The following is a 15,428-nucleotide window of genomic DNA, read 5'->3' as shown; positions in this document are numbered from 1 at the left end:
CGCGTCGCGCCACGCCCCCGCTTTACGGAACGAGTCCCATGAATTTCTCGCAGTTCTTCATCCGCCGGCCGATCTTCGCCGCGGTCCTGTCGTTGATCATCCTGATCGGCGGCGCCATCTCGCTGTTCCAACTGCCGATCAGCGAGTACCCCGAGGTCGTGCCGCCCACCGTGGTGGTCCGCGCCACCTTCCCCGGCGCCAACCCCAAGGTGATCGGCGAAACCGTCGCCGCTCCACTGGAACAGGCCATCAACGGTGTCGAGCACATGCTCTACATGTCGTCCCAGGCCACCGCCGACGGCAAGATGACCCTCACCCTGACTTTCGCCCTGGGCACCGACCTGGACACCGCCCAGGTGCAGGTGCAGAACCGCGTGACCCGCACCCTGCCCAAGTTGCCCGAGGAAGTGCAGCGCCTCGGGGTAACCGCCGACAAGGCCTCCCCCGACCTGACCATGGTGGTGCACCTGACCTCGCCGGATCAGCGCTACGACATGCTCTACCTGTCCAACTACGCCATCCTCAACGTCAAGGACGAGCTGGCGCGGCTGGACGGCATTGGCGACGTGCAGTTGTTCGGCATGGGCGATTACTCCCTGCGGGTCTGGCTCGACCCGGACAAGGTGGCTTCGCGCAACCTCACCGCCAGCGACGTGGTGGCGGCGATCCGCGAGCAGAACCGCCAGGTAGCCGCCGGCGCCCTCGGCGCACCGCCCGCCCCCGGCGCCACCAGCTTCCAGTTGTCGATCAATACCCAGGGCCGCCTGGTGACCGAGGAAGAGTTCGAGAACATCGTGGTACGCGCCGGCAAGGACGGCGAGATCACCCGCCTGCGGGATATCGCCCGGATTGAGCTGGGTTCCAGCCAGTACGCCCTGCGCTCGCTGCTGAACAACGACCCCGCGGTGGCGATTCCGATTTTCCAGCGCCCCGGCTCCAACGCCATCGAGGTCTCCAACCAGGTCCGGGCGAAAATGGCCGAGCTCAAGCGCAGTTTCCCGGAAGGCATGGACTACTCCATCGTCTATGACCCGACCATCTTCGTCCGCGGCTCCATCGAGGCGGTGGTGCATACGCTGTTCGAAGCGATCCTGCTGGTGGTGCTGGTGGTGGTGGTGTTCCTGCAGACCTGGCGCGCCTCGATCATCCCCCTGGCGGCGGTGCCGGTCTCGCTGATCGGCACCTTTGCGGTGATGCACATGCTCGGCTTCTCGCTCAACGCGCTGTCGCTGTTCGGGTTGGTGCTGGCCATCGGCATCGTGGTGGACGACGCCATCGTGGTGGTGGAAAACGTCGAGCGGAACATCGGGCTCGGCCTGAAACCCGTGGCCGCCACCCGCCAGGCCATGAAGGAAGTGACCGGCCCCATCATCGCCACCGCCCTGGTGCTCTGCGCGGTGTTCATTCCCACAGCCTTCATCTCCGGCCTCACCGGGCGCTTCTACCAGCAGTTCGCCCTGACCATCGCGATTTCCACGGTGATCTCCGCGTTCAACTCCCTGACGCTGTCGCCGGCACTGGCGGCCGCCCTGCTCAAGGGCCACGACGAGCCCCGCGACGGATTCTCGCGGTTGCTCGACCGCCTGCTGGGCACCTGGCTGTTCCGCCCCTTCAACCGCTTCTTCGAGCGTGCCAGCCATGGCTACGTCGGCACCGTGCGCCGGGTGCTGCGGGGCAGTTCGATCGCCCTGTTGCTGTATGCCGGGCTGATGGTCCTGACCTGGCTGGGCTTCTCCGCGACGCCCACCGGCTTCGTGCCGCCCCAGGACAAGCAATACCTGGTGGCCTTCGCTCAGTTGCCGGACGCCGCCACCCTCGATCGCAGCGAGGCGGTGATCAAGGACATGTCCGCCCGCGCCCTGAACCATCCGGGCGTGGAAAGCACCGTGGCCTTCCCCGGCCTGTCCATCAACGGCTTCACCAACAGCCCCAACAGCGGCGTCATCTTCGTCACGCTCAAACCGTTCGATGAGCGCCGCGATCCGTCGTTGTCCGCCAACAGCATCGCCGCCGCGCTGAACCAGGAGTTCACCGTTATCCAGGACGCCTTCATCGCGATCTTCCCGCCACCGCCGGTGATGGGCCTGGGCACCATCGGCGGTTTCCGCGTGCAAGTGGAGGACCGCGGCAACCTGGGCTACGAGGCGCTCTACGCCCAAGTGCAGAACCTCATCGCCAAGAGCCAAAAGGTGCCGGAACTGAGCGGGCTGTTCTCCAGTTTCCAGGTCAACGTGCCGCAGATCGACGCCGACATCGACCGCGACAAGGCCAAGACCCACGGCGTGGCCATCGACGACATCTTCTCCACCTTGCAAATCTACCTGGGCTCGCTGTACGCCAACGACTTCAATCGTTTCGGCCGTACCTACCAGGTCAACGTGCAGGCGGACCAGCGCTTCCGCCTGGATGCCGAGCAGATCGGCCAGCTCAAGGTGCGCAACGACCGCGGCGAGATGGTGCCGCTGTCCACCTTCGTCAAGGTGAGCGACAGCGCCGGCCCGGACCGGGTGATGCACTACAACGGCTTCATCACCGCCGAACTCAACGGCGCGGCGGCCCCCGGCTACAGCACCGGGCAGGCCGAGGCGGCAATGGAACGGCTGCTGAAGGAGGAGTTGCCCAACGGCATGAGCTATGAATGGACCGAGCTGACCTTCCAGCAGATTCTCGCCGGCAATACCGCGCTGTTGGTCTTCCCGCTCTGCGTGCTGCTGGCCTTCCTGGTGCTGGCGGCGCAGTACGAAAGCTGGAGCCTGCCGCTGGCGGTGATCCTGATCGTGCCGATGACCCTGTTGTCGGCCATCGCCGGGGTGATGCTGGCCGGCAGCGATAACAACATCTTCACTCAGATCGGCCTGATCGTGCTGGTGGGCCTGGCTTGCAAGAACGCGATCCTGATCGTCGAGTTCGCCAAGGACAAGCAGGAGGAAGGCCTCGACCGCGTGAGCGCGGTGCTGGAAGCCTGCCGCCTGCGCCTGCGGCCGATCCTGATGACCAGTTTCGCCTTCATCATGGGCGTTGTGCCGCTGGTGCTGTCCTCCGGCGCCGGCGCGGAAATGCGCCATGCCATGGGCGTGGCGGTGTTCTCCGGGATGCTCGGGGTGACCTTCTTCGGCCTGCTGCTGACCCCGGTGTTCTACGTGCTGATCCGCGCCTTCGTGGAAAGGCGCGCGGCGCGCCGCCAGCCCGCCGACGTCCTGCCGGAGGCACAGCGATGAGCCCGCGCCTGACCCTGCTCGCCCTGACCCTGGGGCTGATCGTCAGCGGCTGCGCCGTCGGCCCGGACTACTCCGCGCCCGCCCCGGCGGCCGCCCATCCGGCCCAGGTGGACAGCGCCGAATACGACCGCACCCGTTACGAAAGCCAATGGTGGCGGCAATTCGACGACCCGACCCTGGACCGCCTGGTCCAGGACGCCCTCCACGAGAACCGCGAGCTGCGCGTCGCCTTCGCCCGCTTCAAGGCGGCGCGGGCGATACGCGACGACGTCGCCAACGATGACCTGCCGACCCTGACCAGCCGCGCCAGCGCCGAGCTGGGCAAGGCGCAGCAGCCGGGCTTCAGCGAAAACCGCAGTAACGTGGAACGCTACGACCTGGGCCTGGACATGGCCTGGGAGCTGGATCTGTTCGGCCGCATCCAGCGCCAACTGGAAGCCAGCGATGCACAAGCCGAAGCCGCCGAGGCCGAGCTCTATCAACTCCAGGTCAGCCTGATTGCCGAACTGGTGGGCGCCTACGGCGATCTGCGCGGCGCGCAACTGCGCGAGCGCATCGCCCGCGACAACCTGAAGAACCAGGCGAACTCCCGCGACTTGACCGAGCGCCTGCGCGAAGCCGGCGTCGGCAACCAGCTCGACGTACTCCGCGCGGATGCGCGCCTGGCCGCCACCGAAGCCAGCCTGCCGCAGTTGCAGTCCCAGGAGCAGCATGCGCGGAATCGCATCGCCACTCTTCTCGGCCAGCGCCCGGACGCCCTGAGCGTCGACCTTTCGCCGCGGCCGTTGCCGGCGATCGCCAAGGCGCTGCCGATCGGCGACCCCGCCGAATTGCTGCGGCGGCGCCCGGACATCCGCGCCGCCGAACGCCAGTTGGCGGCGGCCACCGCCAACGTCGGCGTGGCCACCGCCGACCTGTTCCCGCGGGTGAACCTCAGCGGCTTCCTCGGTTTCACCGCCGGGCGCGGCTCGCAACTGGGCGCTTCCGCCGCCCGGGCCTGGGGGTTGGCGCCGACGCTGAGCTGGGCGGCCTTCGACCTCGGCAGCGTGCGCGCGCGACTTCGCGGTGCCGAAGCCGACGCGGACGGCGCCCTGGCCGGCTACGAGCAGCAGGTGTTGCTGGCGCTGGAGGAAAGCGAGAACGCCTTCAGCGACTACGGCAAGCACCAGCAACGCCTGCTGGCCCTGCTGCGCCAGTCCGAGGCCAGCCGCGAGGCCGCCGAGCAGGCCTCGGTGCGCTACCGCGAAGGCACGGTGGATTTCCTGGTCCTGCTCGATGCCGAGCGCGAACGCCTGGCGGCCGAGGACGCCCAGGCCCAGGCGGAAGTGGAGCTGTACCGCGGCATCGTCGCCATCTACAAGGCGCTGGGCGGCGGCTGGCAACCCCGCGCCTGAACCCGCTCCTCCCGGGTCGGCCCTCCTTGCCGGCCCTTCCGCCCCAGGGTTTCGCTCCTTGACCCTGGGGCTTTTTTTGCGCCGCACGCGCGTCGTCGCGCCCGCGACCCTCGGCGTCACCCGCGCCATGACGACCTGCCGCGCGGCTTTTTGTCGCGAGTGCGTCGCGAAATGACCGCTTTCCCGTTCTTCTATCGCCGCCGATGACGGATAATCCCCCGTTGGACGTTTCAAAGGCGCCGCGGGACTCGACAGCCAGGCCGGCAATGGCCGCTCGCTGCCGACGTCGCCCCGCCCATCGGCGTCCGACGCGAGCCCGTTCGGATTTCGCCGACTACTTTTACTGCCACTGCCCACCGAAGAAAGGAACATCCACCATGTTCAAGTCGCTCATCGCCATCGCCTCCTGCGTACTGGCGCTGACTTCCACCGCGCAGGCGGCCGATACGGCGCCCATCGTGATCAAGTTTTCCCACGTCGTCGCCGACGATACACCCAAGGGCCAGGGGGCCCTGTTGTTCAAGAAACTGGTGGAGCAGCGCTTGGCCGGTCAGGTGACGGTCGAGGTCTATCCGAATTCGACGCTGTTCGGCGATGCCAGCGAACTGGACGCCTTGCGCAAGAACGACGTGCAGATGCTGGCGCCTTCGCTGGCCAAGTTCGACCAGTACACCAAGCAATTGCAGGTCTTCGACCTGCCGTTCCTGTTCGACGACCTGGACGCGGTGAACCGTTTCCAGAAACGCGCCAAGGGTCGCCAATTGCTGCGCGCCATGGAATCCAACGAGATCGTCGGCCTGGCCTACTGGCATAACGGCATGCGCCAGCTCTCCGGCCCCCGTGCCATGCGCAGCCCGAAGGACGCCGCCGGCCTGGCGTTCCGCATCCAACCCTCCGCCGTGCTCGAAGCGCAGTTCGCCCAGATCGGCGCCACCTCGGTGAAGATCCCCTTCGCGGAAACCCTCGAGGCCCTGCAGAACAACAAGGTCCAGGGCACCGAGAACACCTGGTCCAACCTCTACAGCCAGAAACTCTTCGGCGCGCAGCCTTTCATCACCGAAACCAACCACGGCGTGCTCGACTACATGCTGGTGAGCAACCCGCGCTTCTGGTACAGCATTCCCCACGCCACCCGGACCCAACTGGAGGCGATCATCGACGAGGTGACCTTCGCGGTGAACCACGCCGCCGAGGAGCAGAACCGCGCGGACCGCGAGCGCATCGTCGCCACCGGCAAGACCCAGGTGGTTTCCCTCAGCACGGAAGAACGCCAGGCCTGGCGCACCGCCATGCAGCCGGTGTGGAATCAGTTCAAGGACGCCATCGGCGAAGACGTGCTGAAAGCGGCGGAAACCGTCAACCGCAAGAAATGACTCGCGCGGCCCGTCCGGGCCGCCTGGGCGCCGGCCGGGCTATACGCCGGGCCGGCGCCACCCCCGCATACCCTTCGAGCCGAGGCCAGAATCGGCGCGATCGATGCGATCGAAGATGTGCCCTGACATTCCCCGCGTAATCGAGCGCTATCGGCGGGGGGCCGCTACCGACGCGGCGCCAGGTCGCGCGCGCGTGGATCAGCGCGAACCGGCGGCGCCCTGCATGACCGGCGGCTCCGCCAGCTGTCGGCTCTGCCAGCCGCCACCGAGGGCGGCGATCAATTGCACGCTGGCCGTCAGGCGGCTGCCTTCCAGGCTCAACAGGGTTCGCTCGTTGTTCAGGGTGCTGGTCTGAAGGGTGACCACGCTGTTGTAGTCCACGGTGCCGGCCTTGTACTGGTTCTCGATCAGGTGCAGGGATTCGCGGGCGGCGTCGAGGGCCTCCTGCTGGATCACCCGCTCGCGCTCGAATACCGACAGCTGTACCAGGTAGTCCTCCACCTCGCGAAAGCCGTTCAACACGGTCTGCCGGTAATCGGCGACGGTCTTGTCGTAGCCGGCCTCGGCTTGTTCCACCCGCGAACGGATCAGCCCACCGTCGAACAGGGTCATGGCGAACGCCGGGCCGATCGACCAAAAGCGGTTCGGCGCGCTGATCCAGTCGTCCAGGCCGCCACTGCGGTAGCCGCCGCTGGCGGACAGGGTCAGGTCGGGGTAATAGGCGGCCGTGGCGACGCCGATGGCGGCGTTCGCACTGAGCATCCGCCGTTCCGCCGCGGCGATGTCCGGTCGCCGTTCGAGTAGGGTCGAAGGCACGCCCACCGGCACCGCCGGCAGGGTCGGCACCGCATCCACCATCGCCAGCTCGAACTCCGACGGGGCGACGCCCACCAGCACGGCGATGGCGTGCTCCAGTTGCGCGCGCTGGTATTCCAGGTCGACGGATTGCGCCTCGGTGCTCTTCAGCTGGGTACGCGCCTGGGCCACGTCGGACTTCGGCACGATACCCGCGCGATACTGGTTCTCGGTCAATTTCAGCGCACGCCGATAGGCCTCCACGGTGGATTCCAGCAGGCGCTTCTGTTCGTCCAGCACGCGCAATTGCAAGTAGTCCTGCACCAGTTCGGATTGCAGGCTGAGGTGGGTCGCCGCGAGGTCGGCGGCGCTGGCCTGCATGCTCGCGTCGTCGGCCTCCAACTGGCGGCGCAGCTTGCCCCAGAGGTCCAGTTCCCAACTGACCGACAGGCTGGCGTCGTAGCTCTTCGAGACGCGCGAGGAACCGCTGCTGTATTCGACGCCATCGAGGGTGCCCCCGCCGCCGCTGCCGTTCTGTCCGGAGCGGGTGACGCCGAGGTTGGCGCCCAGGGTGGGGAAGAACGCCGCCCGGGCGCCACGCACCAGGGCGCGCGCCTGTCGATACTGCGCCTCGGCGCTGGCCAGGCTCTGGTTGCTGGCATTGAGCCGCTCCACCAGGCCATCCAGGGTCGGGTCGCCGTACAGGGTCCACCAGGCGCCGCGGCTCAGCACGTCCGCCGGGTCGGCGGCCTTCCACCCGGCGGCCTGCTTGAACGTGGCCGGGTTGGCCGCCGCCGGCCGCTGGTAGTCGGGCCCCACCGTACAGGCCGCGAGGGCGGCGAATGCCAGCGCGAGCGCCAGGGGGTGCAGCGGGCGCGACGCCCGCGAGGGCGCGGCGGCGGGCTTGCGGGGAACGGCGGATTCCGGACCGGACTTCAACGCGATCTCTCCAGATACGACAGGGTTCACGGGGCGACTCATAGCGGTGTGTCCAGGGCGGCATCGGTGCGCACGCCACGCCAGCGGTTGACCCGATGGCGCAGGCGGTCGAGGTACAGGTAGACCACCGGGGTGGTATAGAGCGTCAGCAATTGGCTGAGGACCAGTCCGCCGACGATGGTCAGGCCGAGCGGCTGGCGCATTTCCGCGCCCTCGGCACCGCCGATGAGCAGCGGCAGGGCGCCGAGGATGGCGGCCAGGGTGGTCATCAGGATCGGCCGGAAACGCAGCAGGCAGGCCTGGCGGATCGACTCCTGCGGCGAAAGCCCGTCGTGACGCTCCAGTTGCAGGGCCAGGTCGATCATCAGGATCGCGTTCTTCTTCACGATGCCGATCAGCAGGAACAGGCCGAGCAGGGAAATCAGGCTGAATTCCTGGCCGGTGAGGAGGATCGCCAGCAGGGCGCCAACCCCGGCGGACGGCAGCGTGGAGAGGATGGTCAGGGGATGGATGTAGCTCTCGTAGAGGATGCCGAGCACGATGTACACCATCAGCAAGGCGGCCAGGATCATCCACGGCTGGCTTTTCTGCGCGGTCTGGAACATGTCGGCGCTGCCCCCCATGCGCCCCTGCACCTCGGTCGGCATGCCGATCGCCGCCACCGCCCGGTCGATGGCCTTGGCCGCCTGGTCCAGGCTGACGCCGGGCGCCAGGTCGAAGGAAATGCTTTCCGCGGCGAATTGCCCCTCGTGGCTGACGCGATCCTCTTCCAGGCTGCGCTCGTAATGGGAGAACGCCGACAAGGGCACGCGCTTGCCGTCGCCGGTGACCACCTGCACCTGCTCCAGCACTTCCGGGTGCTGGGCAAACGCCGGGTCCACTTCCATCACCACCTGGTACTGGTTGAGGCTTTCGTAGATGGTGGAAATCTGCCGCTGGCTGAACGCGTTGTTCAACAACGTGGTGACCGTGTTCATCTCCACGCCCAGGCGCCGCGCCGCGTCGCGGTCGATCTTCAGGCTGACCTGCTGCGCGCCCTTGCCCTCGTTGGCATCGATGGCGGTCAGCTCCGGCAGGCTCTTCAGCGCCTGGGTCAGTTTCGGCAGCCAGGTGCGCAAGTCGGCCAGGTCGCCGGCCAGCAGGCTGTATTCGTATTGCGAACTGCGCTGCTCGCGACCGCCGAACATCAGGTCCTGGTCGGCCATCAGGAACAATTGCCCGCCGGGGACCTGGGGCAGGTTGGCGCGGATGCGTTCGAGCACCTGCTGTGCCGACGCCTTGCGTTCGGCGACGCTTTTCAGGCGCACGATCATCATGGCGTTGTTGATGCCACTGCCGCCGCCGATGAAGCCCGCCACGCTGGTCACCGCGGGATCGGCGAGCACCGCCCGGCGATAGATTTCCATCTTCGGTTGCATCACCTGGAACGACAGGCCGTCGTCGCCGCGGATGAAGCCGATCAATTGACCGGTGTCCTGGGACGGCAGGAAGGTCTTCGGCACCAGGATGTACAACGCGATGTTCAGCGCGATGGTCGCCAACAGGCTGCACAGGGTGATCCGCGGATGCCGCAGGGCCCAGCCCAGGGTGCGGTCGTAGGCCCCCACCAACCGCCGGTGCAGCCGATGGCTCGTGCGCTGCAGGCGGGTCTCCTCCTCGCCGTGGGGCTTCAGCCAGCGCGCGCAGAGCATCGGCGTGAGGGTCAGGGAAATCACCAGGGACACCAGGATCGCCGCCGCCAGGGTGATGGCGAACTCGCGGAACAGCTGGCTGACGATACCGCCCATGAACAGGATCGAGACGAATACCACCACCAGCGACAGGTTCATCGACAACAGGGTGAAGCCCACCTCGCGGGTACCCAGGTAAGCGGCGCGCAGCGGCGTCTCGCCGTTGTCGATGTGCCGGGCGATGTTCTCCAGCACCACGATGGCATCGTCCACCACCAGCCCGGCGGCGAGGATCAGCGCCATCAGCGACAACACGTTGAGGGTGAAACCCGAGAGATACATGACGGCGAAGCTGCCCACCAGCGAGACCGGTACCGCCAGCGCCGGGATCATCGCGCTGCGCAGGCTGCCGAGGAACAGAAACACCAGCAGGATCACCAGCCCCACGGCGATCAGCAGCGTGCGCTCGGCCTCGTGCAGGGTGGCGCGGATCACCGGCGATCGGTCCATCGCCACCTCCAGCTGCGCGGTGCCGGGCAGCACCGCGCGCAGGGTCGGCAGTTGGTCGCGGATGCCCTGGGTGGTCTCGATGATGTTGGCGCCCGCCTGGCGGTTGACCACCAGCAGCACCGCCGCGTCGTCGTTGAAGAAACCGCTGTTGTAGCGGTCCTCGACGCCGTCGCGGACCTTGGCCACATCGCTCAGGCGCACGGTCGCGCCGTTCTGGTAGCGGATGATCAGGGGTTCGTAGTCGGCCGCCTTGCGCAACTGATCGTTGGCCTGCACCTGCCATTGCCGCTGGTCGTCCTCGACGAAACCCTTGGGCCGGCGCTGGTTGGCCTTGGCGATGGTGTCGCGCACCTCGTCGAGGGCGATGCCGTACTGCTCGAGCTGTTGCGGCTGCAACTCGACGCGTACCGCCGGCAACGAACTGCCGCCGATCTGCACCTCGCCGACTCCGGTCACCTGCGACAGCTTCTGCGCCACGATGGTCGAGGCCAGGTCGTAGAGCTGGCTCTTGTCGAGCACCGACGAGGTCAGCGACAGCACCATGATCGGCGCCTGGGACGGATTGACCTTGCGGTAGGTGGGCATGCTGCGCATGCCGCTGGGCAGCAGGTTGCGCGAGGCGTTGATCGCCGCCTGGACGTCCCGCGCGGCGCCGTTGATGTCGCGGTCCAGATCGAACTGCACGATGACCCGCGTCGAGCCCTGGCTGGTGCGGCTGCTCATCTGGCTGATCCCGGCGATGCTGCCGAGGGCGCGCTCCAGCGGGGTAGCCACGGTGGCGGCCATGATCTCCGGGCTGGCGCCGGCGAGGCTGGCCTGCACAGTGATGGTGGGAAAGTCCATCTCCGGCAGCGGCGCCACCGGCATCAGGCCGAAACTCATGCCGCCCAGCAGGAGGATCGCCAGGCTCATCAGCATGGTCGCCACCGGACGGGCGATGAAGGGGGCGGAAAGGTTCATCGGCACCCTCCCCCGCGACGGGTCCGCGCCGTCATACCGGCACGTCCAGATCCCGCCCGGCGCCCCGTGGTTCGCGGCGGCCCCAGCGTCGGGCCAGGCGGTCGAAGGCCAGGTAGATCACCGGCGTGGTGAACAGCGTCAGCAACTGGCTGACCAGCAGCCCGCCGACCATCACCAGGCCAAGGGGCTGGCGCAGCTCGGCGCCGGAGCCGCTGGCGAGCATCAGCGGCACCGCGCCGAACAGCGCCGCCAGGGTGGTCATCAGGATCGGCCGGAAGCGCAGCAAGGCGGCGCGATAGATCGCATCCCGCGGCGTCATGCCCTGGTGGCGCTCGGCCTCCAGGGCGAAGTCGATCATCATGATCGCGTTCTTCTTGACGATGCCGATCAGCAGGATGATGCCGATGATCGCGATCAACCCCAGGTCGTTGCCGGACAGCAGCAGCGCGAGCAAGGCGCCCACCGCGGCCGAGGGCAAGGTGGAGAGGATGGTGATCGGGTGGATGTAGCTCTCGTAGAGCACGCCGAGCACGATGTACATGGTCACCACCGCCGCCAGGATCAGCAGCAGGGTGCTCGACAGCGAGGCACGGAAGGCTTCCGCGGCCCCCTGGAAATGCGTCTGCACGCCCTCGGGCATGCCGATGTCGCGCTGCGCCTGCTCGATGATGCCCACCGCTTCGCCCAGGGAAACGCCGCTGGCGAGGTTGAACGACAGGGTCACGGCCGGGAACTGGCCGACGTGGTTGATCAACAGGCGGGCCGGCCGCTCTTCCATCTTGGCCAGGCTGGACAGCGGCACCGGCTTGCCGTCCGCGGTGCGCACGTGCACCTGCTCCAGCGCCTGCGGCCCGAGCCGGCTGCCGGCCTGCGCCTCCAGCACCACCCGGTACTGGCTGGCCTGGGTGAAGATGGTCGAGATCTGCCGTTGGCCGAAGGCGTCGTAGAGCGCGTCGGTGATGGTCGAGACGCCCACGCCGAGTCGCGAGGCGGCGTCGCGGTCGATATCCAGATAGATTTGCAGGCCCTGGCTCTGCAGGTCGCTGGTGACGTCGGTGAGCTCGGCGTGCTCACGCAACGCTTCCACCAGGCGCGGCGTCCAGGTATCCAGCAAGTCGGCGTCCGGCGACTCCATGCTGAACTGGAACTGGGTACGGCTGATGCTATCCTCGATGGTCAGGTCCTGCACCGGTTGCAGGTACAGCTGGATGCCCGGCAGGCGCGCCAGTTGCGGGCGCAGGCGCTCGATCACCTCGGCAGCGGTGACGTCGCGATCGCCGTGGGGCTTGAGGTTGATCAGCAGGCGCCCGCTGTTGAGGGTCACGTTGTCGCCGTCGATACCGATGTAGGAGGTCAGGCTGGCCACCGCCGGATCGGCCAGTATCACCTCTGAAAGGCTTTGCTGGCGCTCGCTCATGGCATGGAAGGACACCGACTGCGGCGCCTCGGAAATGCCCTGGATGACGCCGGTGTCCTGGACCGGGAAGAACCCCTTGGGCACCGCTAGGTAGAGCACCACGGTGAGGCCCAGGGTGGCGATGGCCACCAGCAGGGTGAGCGGCTGATGGGCCAGCACCCAGGTCAGCCAGCGACCGTAGCCGCCGATCAGCCGCTCCAGCCAGGCGGGGTTCTGCTCCCTGGCTTCCTCGCGGCGCAGCAGGCGCGCGCACATCATCGGCGTCAGGGTCAGCGAGACCACCAGGGAGATCAGGATCGCCACCGCCAGGGTGATGGCGAACTCGCGGAACAGCCGGCCGACCACGTCCTGCATGAACAGCAGGGGAATGAGCACGGCGATCAGCGAGAAGGTCAGGGAAATCAGGGTGAAGCCGATCTGCCGCGCGCCCTTGAGCGCCGCCTGCAATGGCGTGTCGCCCTCCTCCAGGTGGCGGGCGATGTTCTCCAGCATGACGATGGCGTCATCGACGACGAAGCCGGTGGCGACGGTCAGCGCCATCAGGGTCAGGTTGTTCAGGGAGAAACCGGCCAGGTACATCACGCCGAAGGTGCCCACCAGGGACAGCGGCACGGCGATCGAGGGGATCAGGGTGGCGGAAAGCTTGCGCAGGAAGATGAAGGTCACCATCACCACCAGGGCGATGGCCAGCAGCAGTTCGTGCTGCACGTCGTTGACCGCCGCGCGGATGGTCTGGGTGCGGTCGGTGAGCACCGTCACCTCCAGGCCCGCCGGCAGGCTGGCGCGCAGTTGCGGCAGCAGTTCCTGCACCCGCCTCACCACTTCGATGACGTTGGCCCCCGGCTGGCGCTGCACATTGAGCAGCACCGCCTCATTCTGATTGGCCCAGGCCGCCAGGCGCTCGTTCTCGGCCCCGTCGACGATGGTGGCGACATCCTTGAGCCGCAGCGCCGAGCCGTTCTGGTAGGTGAGGATCAGCTCGGCGTATTCCGCCGGGGTCTTCAGTTGATCGTTGGCATCGAGCATCGCCACCCGGGTCGGCCCGTCGAAGTTGCCTTTCGGCTGGTTGACGTTGGCCGCGCCGATCAGGCTGCGCACGTCGGCCAGGGCCAGGCCATAGGCGGCCAGGGCCTCGGGATCGGCCTGGATGCGCACCGCCGGGCGCTGGCCGCCGGCGATGCTGACCATCCCCACGCCGCCGATCTGCGCGAGTTTCTGTGCCATGCGGGTGTCGACCAGATCGTGAAGCTTGGGCAACGGCAGGGTCTTGGAGGTCACCGCCAGGGTCAGCACCGGGGTGTCGGCCGGGTTGACCTTGTTGTACACCGGCGGCGCCGGCAGGTCGTTCGGCAACAGGTTGGTCGCCGCGTTGATCGCCGCCTGCACCTCCTGCTCGGCCACGTCCAGCTTGATCTCCAGGCTGAAGCGCAAGGTGATCACCGAAGCCCCGCCGGAGCTGGTGGATGCCATCTGTTGCAGGCCGGGCATCTGCCCGAACTGGCGTTCCAGCGGCGCGGTCACCGCGCTGGTCATCACCTCGGGGCTGGCGCCGGGGTAGAGCGTGAGGATACGGATGGTCGGGTAGTCCACCTGCGGCAACGCCGCCACCGGCAGCATCCGGTAGGCGATCAGGCCCGCCAGCAGGATGGCCACCATGGTCAGGGTGGTGGCCACCGGCCGCAGGATGAAGACGCGGGAAATATCCATCAGCCGTTGAGCCCGGAGCGTCTGCGCGGTACCCGTTGCTGCGAATCGTCGACCGGTTCCTGGCGGGCCGGCGCGGACAACCCTTCCACCACCTCCACCTCGGCGCCCTCGCGCAGGCGGTCGGTGCCTTCCAGAACGACCCGCTCGCCCTCTTCCACCCCTTTGGTGACCACGGTGTACTCGCCGTCGCTGGGACCCGTCTCCAGGGTCCGCAGCTGGACCTTGTTGTCGGCGCCGACCACATAGACGAAAGTGCCGCGGGCGCCCACCTGCACCGCCGCCGAGGGAATGCGGAGCGCCCGTGCGAGCACGTTGGCGCGCAGGCGGACATTGACGAACTGGTTGGGGAACAGCGTCTCGTCGGCATTCTCGAAACGCGCCTTGAACTTCAGGGTGCCGGTGGTGGTGTCGATCTGGTTGTCCAGGCTGTGCAATACGCCGCTGGCGAGTTGCTTGCGGTCGCCGCGGTCCCAGGCCTCGACGCTCAGGCTGTCGCCGCTGCGCACCCGCTCCAGCACGTCCGGCAGGTCGCCTTCGGGCAGGGTGAAGCTGACGGAGATCGGCTGGGTCTGGGTGATCACCACCAGCGCGGTACTGTCGTTGGCGGCGACCAGGTTGCCCTGGTCGAGCTGGCGCAGGCCGAGGCGGCCGGCGATGGGCGCGCGGATCTGGGTGTACTGCAGGTTCAACCGGGCCTCGGCCACGGCCGCCTGGTTGGCCTTGAGGGTGCCCTGGTACTGATACAGCAGCGCCTGCTGGGTATCCAGGGTCTGCTTGGCGATGCTGTCCTCGGCATACAGGCCCTTGTAGCGCGCCAGGTCGATCTCGGCGTTCTTCAATTGCGCCTGGTTCTGCGCCAGGGTGCCCTCGGCCTGCTGCAAGGCCACTTCGTAGGGGCGCGGGTCGATCACCGCCAGCAGGTCGCCGGCCTTGACCTTCTGGCCTTCCTCGAACTGCACCTTGACCAGTTCGCCGGCCACCCGGCTGCGGATGTTCACGGTGTTCAGCGCGGTCACCGTGCCCAACGCCTTGTGGTAAACCGGGAAATCGCTGCGATCCGCCGCCGCGACACGCACCGGCACCACCCCGCCGAAGGCGCCGAATCCAGCCCGGCCGGCCGGGCCTTCCGGCTTCGCCTTGTGCGGCCAGAACCACCATGCCAAGGCCACCGCGAGGAGCAGCACGATCAGGATCAACAACCCACGCCGTGGAAAGCGGGAGGCAGGACGGGGACTCGAATCGGACATGGAGGGGACATCACTTCTGGGGGAGCGTGAACGATAAGGATTCTCGCGCGCCAAGCAAAGCCTCGCGGCCCGGCTTTACCTTCCATTTACCGATCTAACTGTATGACGGGAAAAGAAAAAGCCAGGGGCAGGCGATTCATCGTCGAAAATCGTTGCCGGGCATGTGCGGCGCGCATGCGCCCGGGACGGCGCGGCGAG

The 15,428-nt window shown here is 67.4% G+C and carries 7 protein-coding genes; 3 read left to right on the top strand and 4 right to left on the bottom strand.

Annotated features, from left to right (window positions below; genetic code table 11):
- Positions 1-38: 38 nt before the first annotated feature.
- From OGL92_RS17095 to OGL92_RS17085, 3 genes are all read left to right on the top strand, one after another.
- The gene (locus OGL92_RS17095) at positions 39-3,218 is read left to right on the top strand and encodes an efflux RND transporter permease subunit (protein WP_263145781.1); all 3,180 of its coding nucleotides are present in this window, start codon (positions 39-41) and stop codon (positions 3,216-3,218) included.
- A complete protein-coding gene (locus OGL92_RS17090) occupies positions 3,215-4,612 on the top strand; it encodes a TolC family protein (RefSeq protein WP_263145778.1) in 1,398 nt (465 codons plus the stop codon). The genes OGL92_RS17095 and OGL92_RS17090 overlap by 4 nt, the downstream gene beginning before the upstream one ends.
- A gap of 377 nt (positions 4,613-4,989) precedes the next feature.
- A complete protein-coding gene (locus OGL92_RS17085; protein WP_263145776.1) occupies positions 4,990-5,985 on the top strand; it encodes a TRAP transporter substrate-binding protein in 996 nt (331 codons plus the stop codon).
- 198 nt (positions 5,986-6,183) lie between these two features.
- On the opposite strand, the gene OGL92_RS17080 is transcribed toward OGL92_RS17085, so the two are convergent.
- The 4 genes from OGL92_RS17080 to OGL92_RS17065 form a co-directional block, all read right to left on the bottom strand.
- The gene (locus tag OGL92_RS17080; protein ID WP_263145824.1) at positions 6,184-7,650 is read right to left on the bottom strand and encodes an efflux transporter outer membrane subunit; all 1,467 of its coding nucleotides are present in this window, start codon (positions 7,648-7,650) and stop codon (positions 6,184-6,186) included.
- 107 nt (positions 7,651-7,757) lie between these two features.
- Positions 7,758-10,859, bottom strand: coding sequence for an efflux RND transporter permease subunit (locus OGL92_RS17075; RefSeq protein ID WP_263145775.1), 3,102 nt, complete (start codon positions 10,857-10,859; stop codon positions 7,758-7,760).
- A gap of 31 nt (positions 10,860-10,890) precedes the next feature.
- On the bottom strand, positions 10,891-13,983 hold the full coding sequence (locus OGL92_RS17070; RefSeq protein WP_263145772.1) for an MdtB/MuxB family multidrug efflux RND transporter permease subunit: 3,093 nt from the start codon (positions 13,981-13,983) through the stop codon (positions 10,891-10,893).
- Positions 13,983-15,230 carry an MdtA/MuxA family multidrug efflux RND transporter periplasmic adaptor subunit gene (locus OGL92_RS17065; protein WP_263145769.1) on the bottom strand — a complete coding sequence of 416 codons (1,248 nt, stop codon included), beginning with the start codon at positions 15,228-15,230 and terminating at the stop codon, positions 13,983-13,985. Before OGL92_RS17065 ends, OGL92_RS17070 begins: the two co-directional genes overlap by 1 nt.
- Between the last annotated feature and the right edge of the window lie 198 nt (positions 15,231-15,428).

The sequence above is a fragment of the Pseudomonas sp. RIT-PI-AD genome, assembly GCF_025642785.1.
GTDB lineage: Bacteria > Pseudomonadota > Gammaproteobacteria > Pseudomonadales > Pseudomonadaceae > Pseudomonas_T.
The sequence above is the reverse complement of the archived record's forward strand: the minus strand, read 5'-3'. Positions and strand labels throughout refer to the sequence as shown.

Coding starts and splice junctions, on each gene's coding strand:
- OGL92_RS17085 (WP_263145776.1), top strand. CDS start 4,990: ATGTTCAAGTCGCTCATCGCCATCGCCTCCTGCGTACTGGCGCTGACT.
- OGL92_RS17095 (WP_263145781.1), top strand. CDS start 39: ATGAATTTCTCGCAGTTCTTCATCCGCCGGCCGATCTTCGCCGCGGTC.
- OGL92_RS17070 (WP_263145772.1), bottom strand. CDS start 13,983: ATGGATATTTCCCGCGTCTTCATCCTGCGGCCGGTGGCCACCACCCTG.
- OGL92_RS17075 (WP_263145775.1), bottom strand. CDS start 10,859: ATGAACCTTTCCGCCCCCTTCATCGCCCGTCCGGTGGCGACCATGCTG.
- OGL92_RS17090 (WP_263145778.1), top strand. CDS start 3,215: ATGAGCCCGCGCCTGACCCTGCTCGCCCTGACCCTGGGGCTGATCGTC.
- OGL92_RS17065 (WP_263145769.1), bottom strand. CDS start 15,230: ATGTCCGATTCGAGTCCCCGTCCTGCCTCCCGCTTTCCACGGCGTGGG.